Origin of the sequence: Sulfurimonas sp. ST-27, assembly GCF_048081595.1 — a bacterium.
In the GTDB taxonomy this organism is placed as follows: domain Bacteria; phylum Campylobacterota; class Campylobacteria; order Campylobacterales; family Sulfurimonadaceae; genus Sulfurimonas; species Sulfurimonas hydrogeniphila.
In genome coordinates, this window is record NZ_CP182226.1 from 24993 (window position 1) to 39752 (window position 14760).

A 14760-nucleotide genomic window follows, 5' to 3' on the forward strand; every position below is an offset into this window, starting at 1 on the left:
ATTAAACAATCAATCATCTCCAGAGCTTAACGAGGTGATTGATTAATAAGGAGATATTTATGAAAAAAATGTTTATATTAATGATGCTGGGCATGTTCTCTGTCAGCCTTTTTGCCTACTCTGATTCAGATATGGACGGTGTGGATGACAGTAGAGACAAATGTCCCAATACCCCTTTGACCGATTTGGTTGATATAAACGGGTGTACTAAAAAAAGCCTTGTCTCCTCCCATCATTTTGATATTATAATCGGTGCAAATTATGCCGGATCCAATTATGCCTCTTTAAATCAGACAGATACCTATTCCAGTTCCCTTCAAATTGACTATTACTATAAAAACTTTTCACTTCAGGCGTCTACATCCTATTATACTACCAATGGAGACGGCTATAGTGAAAATGGTTTAAATGACTCGTTTCTGGGAGCATCGTATCAGTTTAAACCACTGAAATCTTTCTCTTTGCGTGTAGGGGCGGGCGTTCTTCTGCCTACATATGATACAGCGTTAAATAACAACAACACTGACTATACAGCTTCACTGAATGCAAGTTATGCTTTAGGAAAAGTCAATATATTCGGTGGTTATATTTACACAATGATTAATGATGATGATATAGCAGGAACGGTTGCCTATCAAAACACAAATGCATTTAGTGGCGGTTTAGGGTATTACGTTACAAACAAACTGTACCTAAGCGTGGCACATAATACTTCAGACAGTATTTATGCAGGTGTTGAAAAAATCAGAACAGTTTCGGCGTACGGATACTACAGTATCAATATACACTGGTTCACTACCTTCTCTTATGCGTACGGACTGAGTGACAGTGCAAGTGACCAAGCCGCTTCCGTAAAACTGGGCTATTATTTTTAAAGAGAGATGATGCAAAAACATATACTTTTACTTGAAGATGATGTACCCCTCGCCCTGACTTTGGCAGAGCTCTTGGAAGGGGCCGGATACAGTGTCGATACGGTACACAACGGAAATGATGCTATTGACGCTTCTTATGAGAACAGGTATGATTTGTATGTTTTTGATATTAATGTTCCGGATATGAACGGACTGGAACTTTTGGAGAGTCTGCGAAATGCCGATGATACTACACCGGCAGTTTTTATCAGTGCTTTAATAGATTTGAATTCTATATCCAAGGCGTTTTCCATTGGTGCGGATGATTATCTCAAAAAGCCTTTTTTCCCGGAAGAGTTGCTTATCCGTGTCAATGCCAAATTGTCTCAGACAAACAAAGACATTGTTTATAAAAATCTGAGATATTCAGCAGAAAAAAAAGAGCTCTATAAAGATGGCAAAATAGTCTCTTTGGGAGAAGTGCAAGAGTGCCTTTGTGATCTGTTTATGCATAATATCGGCAAGGTTTTGGACAAAACTGTTCTGATGGACTGTCTTGTCAGCCCATCAGATGCGGCTTTACGGGTTGCACTAAACAAATTTAAACATATCACAGGTCTGGATATAAAAAATATTCGCGCAATAGGATATATGCTTGAAAAAAGTTGAAAAAGAGTCCCTGCTGAAGAGTTTTTTTCTCTTCTTCTTATCACAGACACTCTTGGCAGGGGCTCTTTTTCTACTCAACTATCAAAAAGAGCTGCAAAGCCTTGATGAGACTGTTTTTTCAAAAATGAGACTTTGCAGTTTTTCTCTGCAGTGTAAAGAGTTTCAATACGATTTTGTCCCCAAAAAAGAGTATGAACTCTACAGACTGTATAAAAATGAAAGCGAATTAAGTGCTTATTTTTCCATTCCGAATTCTACAAAAAATGCCCTGAAAATTTATCTTCCAAAAGAGAAGTATATGCAGGAGGTACGCACTCTGCAAAAAGAACTTTTATGGAATTTTTTTATTGTTGTATTTATCATTGCAATATTGTCTTTTTTCTTTGCTCTGTATGCACTCTCTCCGTTAAGAAAGGCGTTACATGTAACCGAGGAGTTTATAAAAGATATTTTACATGATTTTAATACGCCTTTGTCTACCTTGCGCCTCAATGTTTCCATGCTCAAAAGTGAAACGGGAGAAAATACTAAAATTGAGAGAATAGAAAATGCTGTGCAGAATATTTTGAATCTGCAGGCAAATTTGCGAGCTTATCTGCATTCACATGTAACGCAAAAAGAGCAGCTTGTGTTAAAAGAATTTTTGAAAGAGCGTATAAATCTTATAGAAAGTAATTACAGAGATATCAGCTTTCATACAGAAATTCCGGCTGTTGTGTTACATGTAAACAAAGATTCTTTTACGAGAATCATAGATAATCTGATCTCAAACGCTGCCAAATACAATCAAAAAGAGGGAAAGGTTTTTATCCGATTTAGCGATAATATTTTAAGCATTGAAGATACAGGCAAAGGCATACAAAATCCCAAGCGTGTCTTTGAGAGATTTTACAAAGAGCAGGAGAGAGGTATAGGCATAGGACTGCATATCGTTAAAAAACTGTGTGAAGAATTAGATATTGCTGTTTCTGTACAAAGCGAAGTCGGCAAGGGGACAGTTTTCACGCTTAATCTTAAAAATATCATAGTATAATTTCTTTATGATTTCCCAAGATTCCATAGAAGCCCTCAAAGCCAGACTTGATATTGTTGATGTTGTCGGCAGCTATATAGAACTGAAAAAAGCAGGAGGTAATTTTAAAGCACCTTGCCCTTTTCATGAGGAAAAATCCCCCTCTTTTGTAGTGAGTCCGCAAAAACAGATCTTTCACTGTTTTGGATGTGGAGCCGGCGGGGATGCAGTGAAGTTTGTGATGGAGTATGAAAAGCTGAACTATCCCGAAGCTTTGGAAAAACTGGCGGATTCCTATAACTTTACACTTGCTTACACCGATAACAAACATAACAAACCACGTTCACAGGTTATGGAGAAGCTCAATGAGTGGTATCAATCACTTTTAACGAAAAACCAAACAGCCTTTTCGTATCTTCAAGAGCGGGGCATTTATGAAAACAGTATAGAAAAATTTGGTATCGGTTATGCACCTGATTCGAATGCAACGCTGAACTTTATCCGCTCACAGCAGTTCAGTATCAAAGAAGCAGTAGATATGGGTGTTGTCGGTTACAATCAGGAACGCAACCATACCTATGCCCGTTTTATAGAGCGAATAACCTTTCCGATTTTCTCCGCCAACGGCAGTATTGTCGGCTTTGGCGGCAGAACCATAACCGGACATCAGGCAAAATATGTCAACTCTCCCGAGACAGCCTTTTTTAACAAATCACGTCTTTTGTATGCCTATCATCTGGCAAAACAAAGCCTGCATAAAAAAGGCGAAATCATTATCACAGAGGGTTATCTCGATGTTATAATGCTGCATCAGGCCGGATTTGACAATGCTGTGGCAACGCTGGGAACGGCGTTGACACATGAACATCTGCCGCTGCTTCGAAAAGGTTCTCCTCGTATTGTCATGGCATATGACGGAGATAAAGCAGGGCGTGCAGCAGCCCTCAAGGCTTCAAAACTTTTAAGTGCTTCTGGTTTTAACGGCGGTGTTGTGGTGTTTGACGGAGGACTTGACCCTGCCGATATGGTCAAAGAGGGTCGCGTTGAAGAGTTGAGCAGTATGTTTCGCAAAGCAAAAGCTTTTATAGAGTTTGTCCTTGATGAAATTCTTTCTCTGTATAATCTCAAAGACCCAAAAGCCAAAGAATCCTGTATGCAAGAGGGCATTGCCTATCTAAAAACACTCTCTCCCATACTGCAAGAGGAGTATAAAACCTACCTTGCTTCACGTCTGGGCGGATTGGGTGTCTCTCCCTCGCTTTTGCGATTCAATACCCAGACAGACACAAACAGGCAGAACATGCCACAGCAAAGAAACAGTGCGCACAGAGATATGTGGGAACTCTCTTTGATTAAAACTATTTTGGACAAACCTGAGTATATTGAACAGATTTTGGATGTGATTGACCCGAGTTTTTTGCAGTTTCACTCTTATGAATTTTCACTGGTCCTGCAGGGAAAACAAGATACTCCCGAGATAATGGCTATTCGGGTAGATGAGACTATCACACCGCTTCAAGATGAAGAGGCTTTGAATGCGGAACTGATTACTTTTTTGACAAGATACTATGAAAGAGAGTTGAAAAAGGTCAATATTGCTTCAAATATCAGTTTTGAAGAGAAAGCTTTTTATATCCGGAAATTCCGGGGGAAAATTGCAAAACTCAAAAGAGGGGAACTGGTCACACCGAATGATTGAGTCGGATTAAAGATTTTTTGTTATACTAAAGAAAACAGAAGGAACCCAAGATGGCAGGCGTACATTTCTCATTTGACAATTTTAAAAATTTACTGGATTTAAATATTGGTATATCGGACAGACTGGATGAAAACCGTGCTGAGAGTTTTACTCTGCTCTATTGCGATTTTTCGGGGATTGAACAGAGTGTGGTGGATGCTTCTTTAACGGAAATACTGCGTTCATCAGATTCGATAGCAAATGACGGCGCGGATTATTTTTTTGTCCTTCCTTACACTGACAAATACGGAGCTGAGATTGTCAAAAAGATGTTTGATGAGTTTTTTGCAAAGTATCTGGACTCTTTTTTACTGAGCTATCCCGTGGACGGTGAAACAACAAAAGATATTCTTGAAAATATGCAAAACAGTGTCAGTAGATTTTTTAAAAAAGAGTTGCACTGTCTGGACAGGATTACAAGAGACTATTAAGTAGGTACTTAGAAGCCTTTTTTTGTAAATTTATAATATTTGGAGTTTTTGTAAAAAGAGATTGCTTCGGATATTTTTTGCTCTTTGTATATTTTTTTATCGCACACCCATCTGCATTTTATTTTTGGGTTGTGCATCGCTTCAATATTTGACTTGGAAACTTTTGTGGCATATATGGTCTCTGCAATCACCAATAACGGCAAAAGTATAAAAAATATAATTTTCATATTTTTAATATCGACACTTCTTTAAAAATATTAATGCTTTCTTGGAACCGGTACTTTCTAACGCTAAAGCGTGACTTGGAAAAAAACTAAATTTTTTTCTGCAGTGTCTGCTGTTGCAATAGTCTTGCCCCCCTCAGTCCGGACTGAAGTCCGCGTTCCGAAAAATCTGCTTAACTTAATGGAACACTAAATGCTTTGTATTTTAAAATTCTTTTGAAAAGCAGAGGAGCAAAGTGTGATTTCAGTAGATATAAAAAAAGAGATTTCTTCCTTATCTCCTTTAAATACAGCACTTCCGGAAGAGGAAGAGCCAACGATCTCTTTTGCATCCTTGCTTAAAGGAACAAAAGAATCAAACAGTAAAACTATGCAAAACGGTTCATTGATTCTTGCATTAAATGATGAAAAAGTTCCTGTTGGATCTGCCACAGAAGTAGAAAGTGCCGAACTTGCTTCGCAAATAACAGCCAAAATGTCACAAGAGGATGTTAAAGTTTTGATAAAAGAGGCAAAAGAGTTTCTCAAAAGCAAAATTGTGCAGAGTGAAGGGTACAAGAAAGCCGAAATCGATGCCTTGCCAAAAACACTGAACGGTCTTGTACAGCTTGCAAAGAAAACAGGGATTGAACTTTCAAAAATCACATTGGAAGAGGTGAAAGACTTTGCACAGACGAATGCAAAAACAATAGCAGAGCAGAAATCTCCTTCTTTGCAGATAAAACAAGAAGCAGTACAAAAGTCAGAACAAACTTCTTTTTCCCAGATAAAACAAGAACCAAAAGAAGAAGCAGACGTTTCAAATGAAGAGATACCGGTTCGTGTCAAAGTAAAAAAAACAAAAGCAGATGTTGCAAAAGTTCAAGAGACAGGGGTGGCAGACGAAAGTTTGGAACTGGTAAAAAAAGAGATTGTTAAAAATACACAGCAGGTTAAACAAGAGCAGAAACAGACCCCCTTGTTTAAAGCGCAGAGCAGCGTTACTGAAATTACGACACAGCAAATTGTAGATACAAAAGTAAATACACTGACAATAGACAAAACTCCAAAACAAAAAGCTGATGACACATTGAAGCTTCTTCTGCGTGGAGAAAAAATCACAAAGAATGAATCAGGTCTTACAGCAGATTTTTCAGTGGCAACAGCAAAGGTGATGGTAGCACCGCATACTTCAAGAGAGACAGAAAAATCATTAGCGTCTCTTTTGCAAAATGACAAGAGTGAAGACGGCGCTGTACAGGCAAAGACAGATGGATTGAATATTGCAAAGGCAGACAGTTTTGAGGTAAAACTCAATGAAGCAAAACAGATGGTCAAATATCTCTCTCATGATGTAAAATCTGCAATTGAAGAGTATAAGTCGCCATTTACACGTATCAAAGTTCAGCTAAATCCACAAAGACTGGGTGAGGTTGATCTGACGATAGTACAACGCGGAAAAAATCTTCATATAAATATCAGTTCAAACAATACTGCCATCAATACTCTGGCTGTGAATGCTAATGACTTGAAGCTGCAACTTAATAATAATGGAATAAATAATGCTACATTAAATTTTAGTAGCAGTTCTCAAAATTCAGAAAATTCAGCTGGTGGACAAATGCAGCAACAAGGACAAAATAATCAAAAAGCGCATGAAGAATATAATTATTTTGACAATAAAGAAAAAAAAGAAGAAATTATAAACTCTTTAGAGATTATAGTTCCAAATTACGCATAAAGGATAAACAATGGCAATTAATTCTATAGGACAAGATACCTCGGTATATGGCGATTATACAACAGGTGCAGATGTTGTAGAAGATAAAACAAGTTTAAGTAATGATGATTTTATGACACTTCTTTTGGTAGAACTTCAAAATCAAGACCCAACGGAACCTACTGATACTGAACAGATTTTGACGCAAACTTCACAGCTAGCCACTCTTGAAGCAACAGACAATACAAATAAAGCATTAGAGGACTTGGCCGCGACAATGGCAGCTTCTAGTGATTTTTCTGCTATTTCAGCCATTGGCAAGACTGCAGATTTAGGGAGTAATGCGATAACATATACTGAAGGAGAAGATACATCATTTGAAATCTACTTTCCTTCAGATGTCGCTTCAGGGAATGTGGAAATACTTGACAGTAATGGGAATATTATTCAAACAATTACGGCAGAACAAGGTGATGCCGGAATTTATACATATACATGGGACGGAAAGGATAGCGCAGGCAACAGTGTTGATGAAGGAATCTACTATGCTACTGCCTCATATACAAATTCAGCTGGTGAGAGTCTAACAGCAAGAGTAGGTACATACCCAATAGAATCTGTACGATTTGATGCAGGTGAGACTTATGTAAAAGTTGGTTCTGGATATGTGCCTCTTGCAAATGTTGTTGAAATTTATTAGAGGATAAACTTATGATGACGCAAGCTTTTTATACAGGTCTGAGTGGACTTAAGACAAACTCTTCAGGTATTGACATTATCTCTGATAATTTAGCGAATGTAAATACAGTCGGATATAGAGGTAATACATATGAGTTCTCATCACTTTTTGAAGATGCTCTCATGACAACAAATGGCACTACAAGTGATTCTGTTGGTTTGGGAACAACTCTTCAGGCAACACCTATGATAGAATCAACAGGATCATATTTGTTAACAGACAGAAGTACAGATTTGGCAATATTGGGTGATGGGTGGTTTGGTGTTCAAGGAGACGGGGATCCTGTATATACCCGTAATGGGGCTTTTTCATTTGACAGCAATGATGATCTGGTGACTACCGATGGCTATCATGTACTAGGTACTATGGGCGGTAATATAGATGGAGAAGTGCTGACACAACAACTTGATGAAGTCCCTTTGGCAGATGCTGGAGAACAAGAGAAGTTGCGTTTTCCAAAGTCATTAACCTATCCTGCAGAACCAACAACAATAGCACAATTTTCCGGGAATATAGGAACTGTTTCAGAAGTAAGAACTATGAGTGCGAGTGTTGTTGATCCGGCTGGTGTAAAGAATGAACTTAAACTTGAGTATACACTGGTTGATCCGCAAATCCCTCCTGGAACACAATGGAATGTTGTTGCAACAACACAGTCTTTAGACGGAGAAACTATATATGACACGCAGTCAGGTATTGTCGAATTTGATGAAACAGGTGCTTTAGTGACAAACACTCTCACGTCTATAGATAATAATGGTGCAAGTGTAACAATTGACTTGGGCACAGGCTTTGATGGCATAGTTGCACTCTCAAATGTAGATATAACGGCTTCTTCTTTGTCTAATGGTACCATAGGTGGAGAACTGAATGGTTATGATATAAATAAAAATGGTGAAGTTATTGCAACATTTACAAATGGCATGCAGAGTAGTGTTGGAAAAATTGCTCTTTATCACTTTCAGAATGATCAAGGGCTCAGTCGTCTTTCTGGCACAAATTTTGCACAATCTTCAAATAGCGGAGAAGCTTTTTTTTACAAGGATGCCGCGGGACAAAACGTCATAGGTACAGATATGACAAATTATAAATTAGAAGGTTCAAATGTAGATATGACATATGGATTAACAGAGCTTATAGTATTACAACGATCATATGATGCAAATTCCAAATCAATTACCACAGCTGATGAGATGATGCAAAAAGCACTTGATATGGATGCCTAAATAAAAGTTGGAATGATATATGCTTAATGTATTTTACTAAATCTATCATATGAGATAGAAGATAAAAAGGATTTAAAATGTTAAAATCACTTTATTCTGGTATTTCTGGGTTACAATCTCATCAAGTTGCCATGGATGTCGAATCAAATAATATTGCTAATGTAAATACTACGGGTTTTAAATATTCACGTGCAAATTTTTCAGATCTTTTGGCACAAACAAGTTCCATTGCTACAGCTCCACAGGGACAGTTAGGCGGTAAAAATTCTGTTCAGGTTGGACTTGGTTCAACTGCAAACTCAACAACACAAATTTTTTCACAAGGTTCCATAACGAATACAGATAAAAATACAGATGTCGCTGTGCAGGGAGATGGTTTTTTTATTATCTCTCCAGATGGAGGAAATACTTACAAATATACACGTGCGGGTGATTTTAAGTTTGATGCAGGCGGAAATTTTGTTGATAACAACGGTTTTATAGTCCAAGGATGGCTGCGTGACCCTGTAACCGGAAAAGTGGATTCGACAGCACCGATTGAAAATATAAATATACCGCCAGGACTTACAACACCAGCACAGCCAACAACAGAAGTGGTATTGAAAGCAAATCTTAATTCAGGACCTTTGGTTTCGAGCTATTCCCGTGCGTACCCGATTGATGAAAATGGAGTAGTGAGTGATTATGATGGAAATACGGTAGGTGTCAACTCTGGTGATATAGGGGCAATGTTTAACAGCAATGGAGAGGCTTTTTCTTTACAAAACGGGCAAGGTGTAACAATTGATTATGGTGATGGAACTATTTATACATATGAATACCAATCAGACGGCACAGGAGATTTTACAACTTTAAAAGATCTGCGAGATAAAATGCAAACGGATGTTGCTAATATTTCTTCTACAGCAACAGTAGTTGTGGATGATCAAGGGAAAATAAAAATTGACAACTCTGCTGCCGGTGGTGCTGATTTAAATATCAATATAGAACCAATTACGGGTACAGTAACAGAAAACTCACGCTTTACTACAACAATGAGTGCGCTGGAAGGCAGTTTGCCAAATACGACTGGTGCAACTGCTTTCTCTCAAGACTTTAATGCTGCTACGCATTCAAGTTCTATAGATATTTTTGATTCACTGGGGACAAAACATACACTTAGAACAGAATTTAGAAAAGTTTCTGCAAGTAAATGGGATATGACGATTACAGTTCCTGAGCCTTCAACAATAAGTACCGTAGCCCCAACAAATCAAGTCAAAGGTGCGATAACATTTAACACAGACGGCTCTCTCAGTACATATGATCCAACAAGTGTTTCTTTTACCGGCAACAATGGTTCGGCTCCAAATCAGACGGTGAATCTCTCTTTTGGTACGCCTAATGATTTTGACGGGATGACATCGTTTGATAGTCTGAGTGCGACCTCTGGAATTTCTCAAGACGGTTTTACGGGTGGAGATTTAGTAGGTATTAGAATTGATCAAAGTGGGACACTGGTTGGTTCATTTTCTAATGGCCGATCATTTGGTTTGGCACAAATAGGTATGGCAAAATTTACAAATAATGAGGGACTTTCAACAGAAGGCGGAAATGTTTATAACCAAACTGCCAATTCCGGTGATCCGATTATAGGAACTGCTGCTACTGCCGGACGTGGGTTTATACAATCTTCTGCATTGGAAGCATCAAATGTTGACTTGTCTTTAGCTTTGACACAGTTAATTGTTATTCAGCGTGGATATCAGGCAAACGGAAAAACGATTACAACATCTGATCAACTGCTTGAAACCCTAATAGGATTAAAACGTTAAATTAACTCTATTTTGATATAATTTCTTCAATACAAATTGAAGGAATTATGCTCATGCAATTCAGTGCCCCCCTTAAATCAAATTCAAAAAAAATCATGTTGCTCGGTTCCGGTGAACTTGGTAAAGAAGTCATCATAGAAGCACAGCGCCTGGGACTTGAAACCATAGCCGTTGACAGATACGAAAATGCTCCTGCTCACCAGGTGGCGCATCGTTCCCATGTTGTCAATATGCTTGACAAAGATGCCCTTTTGGAAATCATCTATCGTGAAAAACCTGATTATATTTTACCGGAAATCGAAGCTATCAACATTGATGCGCTTTTTGCGGCAGAAGATCGAGGCTACAATGTTATTCCAAATGCCAATGCAGTCAGCAAAACGATGAACAGAAAAAATATCCGTACCTTTGCGGCAGAGGTTTTGGGACTCAAAACCGGACCGTATAAATTTGTTACAACACAAGAAGGCATGCTTGAAGCAGCATGTGAGCTTGGCTTTCCCTGTGTGATTAAACCGGTTATGAGTTCAAGCGGACATGGGCAGAGTATTGCCAAAAGTGAAGCAGATATTCCTGCTTCATGGGAAGCGGCAAAAGAAGCACGCGGAGATGCAAGTGAGCTGATAGTCGAAGCATTTGTAGATTTTGATTATGAGATTACAATGCTTACGGCTCGTAACGGCAAAGAGACAGTTTTTTGTGAACCTATCGGACATGAACAGCGCGACGGAGATTATGTCTTTTCATGGCAGCCGATGCAGATGAGCGAGATAGCCAAAGAAAAAGCACAGAAAATGGCAAAAGAGATAACAGACGGACTTGGAGGACAGGGGCTTTTTGGTGTTGAACTTTTTATCAAAGGGGATGAGGTTTATTTTTCTGAAGTCTCCCCGCGTCCGCATGATACGGGAATGGTAACGCTTATAACACAAAGCCAGAGTGAGTTTGCCTTGCATCTGCGTGCTGTGTTGGGACTGCCACTCGGATTTACTTTTTACGGTGAAGGCGCATCTGCCGCATTCAAAAGCGAAAAAGAGAGCTTTGCTCCTGTTGTTGATGTGGATGAGAGCCTCTTTAGTGACAATTCCTATGTCAGAGTATTTGGAAAGCCCGAAGCACATAAAGGACGCCGCTTGGCTGTGGCACTTGTTTTTGATAAAGTAGATGCCGCACTTGAAAAAGCGCGTGAACTTATAACAAAAATCAGAGACATGTAAATGCAAAGCCGTACAATAGTTTTACTCGATACATTGACCTTTGGCGATACAGACCTGTCCTGTTTTGACAAGTTGGGAAGCGTAACAGCATACAAAACAACATTACCGCAGGAGACACTCAAACGTATAACAGATGCGGAAGTTATAGTAACAAACAAAGTTGTGATAACAAAAGAGCATATGCAGCATGCAAAAAACCTCAAACTGATCTGTGTTGCGGCAACAGGAATGAACAACGTTGACCTTGAGGCTGCAAAAGAGTTTGGCATTGCAGTAAAAAATGTGGCCGGATATTCTACCGACTCTGTTATCCAGCACACATTTTCTATGCTTTTTTATCTCATAGGCCATTCACGCTACTATGATGAAGTTGTCAAAAGCGGTGCCTACTCCAAGAGTGCCCTGTTTACCGATGTAAGTCATCCGTTTTTTGAGATAAAAGGAAAAAAATGGGGCATCATCGGTTTGGGTGAAATAGGCAGAGGTGTTGCTAATATTGCCAAATGTTTCGGTGCGGATGTCTGTTACTACTCGACAAGCGGGGTAAATCGCAGTCAAGATTTTCAAAGAGCAGACCTTGTCGAGCTTTTAAAGAGTTGCGATATTATTACTGTGCACGCACCGCTTAATGAAAAAACAAAAAACCTTTTAGACTATGAAAAGCTCTTTACATGTAAAGAGGGTGCAGTGGTACTGAACCTCGGGCGTGGCGGAATCATTAACGAGTTGGCAGTTGCCAGACTTGTGGATGAAAAAAATATCTCTTTCGGGCTGGATGTGTTTGAAAAAGAGCCCTTGCCGCAAGAGAGTCCCCTGTTACATGTAAAGAACAAAGAGAGGCTCTATATGACACCGCATATTGCCTGGACATCGGTTGAAGCCAGAGAAAAGCTCATTCAGAGTGTATGTGAGAATATACAATGATTACAGATGTATTGATTATAGGAGCAGGCGGGGCAGGACTTACAGCGGCTCTTGCTGCCAAGGATGCCGGTGCAAGTGTGCGCGTACTTACAAAAGAGTACCCGACAAGAAGTCAGACCTGTATGGCACAGGGCGGGATGAATGCTGCACTTGGAAATGTGAGTCCGGACTCTGTAGAAGAGCATATTCAAAACACGCTGAAATCTGCACACGGACAGGCAGACGAAGAAGCTGTGCGTTACATGTGCAGTGAAGCACCGAATGCCATACAGTGGCTTGATGAAATCGGTGTCTGTTTTTCCCGTACAGCTGATGGAAAAATTGCCCAAAGAAAGCTTGGAGGGGCATCCGCTCCAAGGGCCTGCTATGCACAGGATTATACAGGATTAAAAATACTCCATACACTTTATGAGCGTTGTTTGAAAGAAGATATTGAAATATATAATGAACGCTATTTGCTTGATTTGCTCACAAAAGAAGACGGGAGTATCTGCGGTGCATTAATTTTGAATATAAGAAGCGGAGAATTGGAACATCACTTTGCAAAAAGTGTTGTTTTGGCATCAGGAGGGTACTCACGCATATATGACAAATACTCTACAAACTCAACAGCTTCTACAGGAGACGGTATCGCGGCAGCTGCTAGAATCGGTGCAAAACTTTTGGGTATGGAGTTCGTACAGTTCCATCCGACAGGATTGAAAAATTCTTCTATCCTTATCAGTGAAAGTGCCAGAGGAGAAGGCGGGTATCTACTTAATTCCAAGGGAGAGCGTTTTATAAACGAACTTGCACCAAGAGATGAAGTAAGTCGTGCAATCAATGAACAAATCTTAGCAGGTGAAGAGGTCTATTTGGATATTCGACATCTAGGAGAAGAGTTTATAGACGAGAATCTGCCACAGGAGAGAAAACTGGCGCTTTTGTATGAAAAGGTGGACCCTGTAAAAGATCTGATTCCCATCAAAGCAGTTGCACACTATACCATGGGAGGAATAGAAGTTGATAACAAATCGCAAACAAGCGTAAGCGGTTTGTTTGCCTGTGGTGAGTGTGCAAACCACAAAGTGCATGGCGCAAACCGTTTGGGTGGCAACTCTTTGCTTGAGATTATAGTTTTTGGTCGTGAAGCCGGTAAAAGTGCAGCGCATTATACTTTTTGTGATGATAAAAGCAAAAATGAGCGTACATGTAAAAAAGAGACAAATTTTCTTGATAAGCTCAAAAGCTTTAGCAATGAAATTGATTTTTATGAAAAACGTTCGTATGTAGGGGAACTTTTTTATAAAAAAGTGGGCATTATAAGAAAAGAGAGTGCACTGCTCCAAGCACGAAAAGAGATACAACTCTTAAAAGAACAACTGCCCCTTATGGGTGTCAAAGACACCGGCAAAGTTTATAATACCAATCTTGTAGAGTTCATAGAATTTAGAAATATGCTTGATGTCTGTGAAGCGGTAGTGAGTGCTGCGTTAGAGCGAAAAGAGAGCTGCGGCGCTCATTTTGTACAAGAGGAGCAATAGATGAAAGTAAGCATAAAAAGAGCATCCGGCTTTGTGATGTATGAAGTAGATTTAAACGATGCAACGCTTTTAGAAGTGTTAAACAGTATAAAAACAGAGCAGGACAGTTCTTTGGCATACAGCAGCGGATGCAGAAGCAGTGTCTGCGGCAGCTGTTCGATGCGTGTAAATGAAAAAGAGGTGCTTGCCTGTGCCTATAAAGTGCAAGACGGGGATGTGATAGAACCGCTCAAAAATGTAGCAGTCATACGTGATTTGGTTGTCAATATGGACAAAGCCCTTGAGACGAACAAACGTGCAAAAACATGGCTGCAGACATATAACAAAGCAGCAAAACTCACGCATGAAGATGAAAAAACAAATGCTTTGCAGAGTGACTGTATCTTATGCGGTTCGTGTTATTCTGCCTGTCCGGTTTACAGTGTCAATGAAGAGTTTTTAGGACCTTTCGCGTTGACAGGTGTCTGGAAATATGTCAGTGACAAACGCGAGGCAGAGCCCAAAGAGAAGATAGACACCGTGCAGACAAACGGTGTCTGGGATTGTACTTTGTGCAATGAATGTACTTTAGTCTGCCCTCAGGGAATATCTTCAAAAGCAGACATAGAAAAACTTCGCATGAAGTCTACAATGGCAGGGTACAGCGACCCGAGTTTTGCGCAAAATTTTGGTGGAGGACTTTCATTTTAA

General features: G+C 39.5%; 14 protein-coding genes. 13 read left to right on the top strand and 1 reads right to left on the bottom strand.

The features are described 5' to 3' along the window. Positions 1-59 precede the first annotated feature (59 nt). From ACM66U_RS00125 to ACM66U_RS00145, 5 genes are read left to right on the top strand one after another with little or no spacing between them, the layout of a single operon-like run. A complete protein-coding gene (locus tag ACM66U_RS00125) occupies positions 60-875 on the top strand; it encodes a DUF3187 domain-containing protein (RefSeq protein ID WP_418640849.1) in 816 nt (271 codons plus the stop codon). Between the two features lie 9 nt (positions 876-884). Further along, positions 885-1523, top strand: a complete 639-nt coding sequence (locus tag ACM66U_RS00130; RefSeq protein ID WP_151901437.1) for a response regulator transcription factor — start codon at positions 885-887, stop codon at positions 1521-1523. Further along, positions 1510-2556 carry a sensor histidine kinase gene (locus ACM66U_RS00135; RefSeq protein ID WP_151901436.1) on the top strand — a complete coding sequence of 349 codons (1047 nt, stop codon included), beginning with the start codon at positions 1510-1512 and terminating at the stop codon, positions 2554-2556. Before ACM66U_RS00130 ends, ACM66U_RS00135 begins: the two co-directional genes overlap by 14 nt. A gap of 7 nt (positions 2557-2563) precedes the next feature. Then, positions 2564-4234 (top strand): DNA primase, encoded by a 1671-nt coding sequence (gene dnaG / locus ACM66U_RS00140; protein ID WP_418640850.1) that lies wholly within the window; start codon positions 2564-2566, stop codon positions 4232-4234. Between the two features lie 50 nt (positions 4235-4284). Next, the gene (locus tag ACM66U_RS00145) at positions 4285-4704 is read left to right on the top strand and encodes a hypothetical protein (protein ID WP_151901434.1); all 420 of its coding nucleotides are present in this window, start codon (positions 4285-4287) and stop codon (positions 4702-4704) included. A gap of 8 nt (positions 4705-4712) precedes the next feature. On the opposite strand, the gene ACM66U_RS00150 is transcribed toward ACM66U_RS00145, so the two are convergent. After that, positions 4713-4931 (bottom strand): hypothetical protein, encoded by a 219-nt coding sequence (locus ACM66U_RS00150; RefSeq protein WP_151901433.1) that lies wholly within the window; start codon positions 4929-4931, stop codon positions 4713-4715. Between the two features lie 235 nt (positions 4932-5166). On the opposite strand from ACM66U_RS00150, the gene ACM66U_RS00155 reads away from it, so the two are divergent. The 8 genes from ACM66U_RS00155 to ACM66U_RS00190 all read left to right on the top strand — a co-directional run bounded on the left by ACM66U_RS00155 (position 5167) and on the right by ACM66U_RS00190 (position 14760). After that, positions 5167-6648 (top strand): flagellar hook-length control protein FliK, encoded by a 1482-nt coding sequence (locus ACM66U_RS00155; protein WP_418640851.1) that lies wholly within the window; start codon positions 5167-5169, stop codon positions 6646-6648. Between the two features lie 10 nt (positions 6649-6658). Continuing rightward, complete coding sequence (locus ACM66U_RS00160) at positions 6659-7327, top strand: FlgD immunoglobulin-like domain containing protein (protein WP_151901431.1); 669 nt, start codon at positions 6659-6661, stop codon at positions 7325-7327. Positions 7328-7338: 11 nt separating this feature from the next. Further along, positions 7339-8592 carry a flagellar hook protein FlgE gene (locus ACM66U_RS00165; RefSeq protein ID WP_151901430.1) on the top strand — a complete coding sequence of 418 codons (1254 nt, stop codon included), beginning with the start codon at positions 7339-7341 and terminating at the stop codon, positions 8590-8592. Between the two features lie 77 nt (positions 8593-8669). Next, entirely contained in the window at positions 8670-10406 is a 1737-nt protein-coding gene (locus tag ACM66U_RS00170) for a flagellar hook-basal body complex protein (protein ID WP_151901429.1), read from the top strand. A gap of 53 nt (positions 10407-10459) precedes the next feature. Then, the gene (gene purT / locus ACM66U_RS00175; RefSeq protein ID WP_151901428.1) at positions 10460-11623 is read left to right on the top strand and encodes a formate-dependent phosphoribosylglycinamide formyltransferase; all 1164 of its coding nucleotides are present in this window, start codon (positions 10460-10462) and stop codon (positions 11621-11623) included. Continuing rightward, complete coding sequence (locus ACM66U_RS00180; RefSeq protein ID WP_418640852.1) at positions 11624-12547, top strand: D-2-hydroxyacid dehydrogenase; 924 nt, start codon at positions 11624-11626, stop codon at positions 12545-12547. Continuing rightward, entirely contained in the window at positions 12544-14070 is a 1527-nt protein-coding gene (locus ACM66U_RS00185; protein WP_418640853.1) for an FAD-binding protein, read from the top strand. The genes ACM66U_RS00180 and ACM66U_RS00185 overlap by 4 nt, the downstream gene beginning before the upstream one ends. Beyond that, on the top strand, positions 14071-14760 hold the full coding sequence (locus ACM66U_RS00190; RefSeq protein ID WP_346389086.1) for a succinate dehydrogenase/fumarate reductase iron-sulfur subunit: 690 nt from the start codon (positions 14071-14073) through the stop codon (positions 14758-14760). It abuts the gene before it with no gap.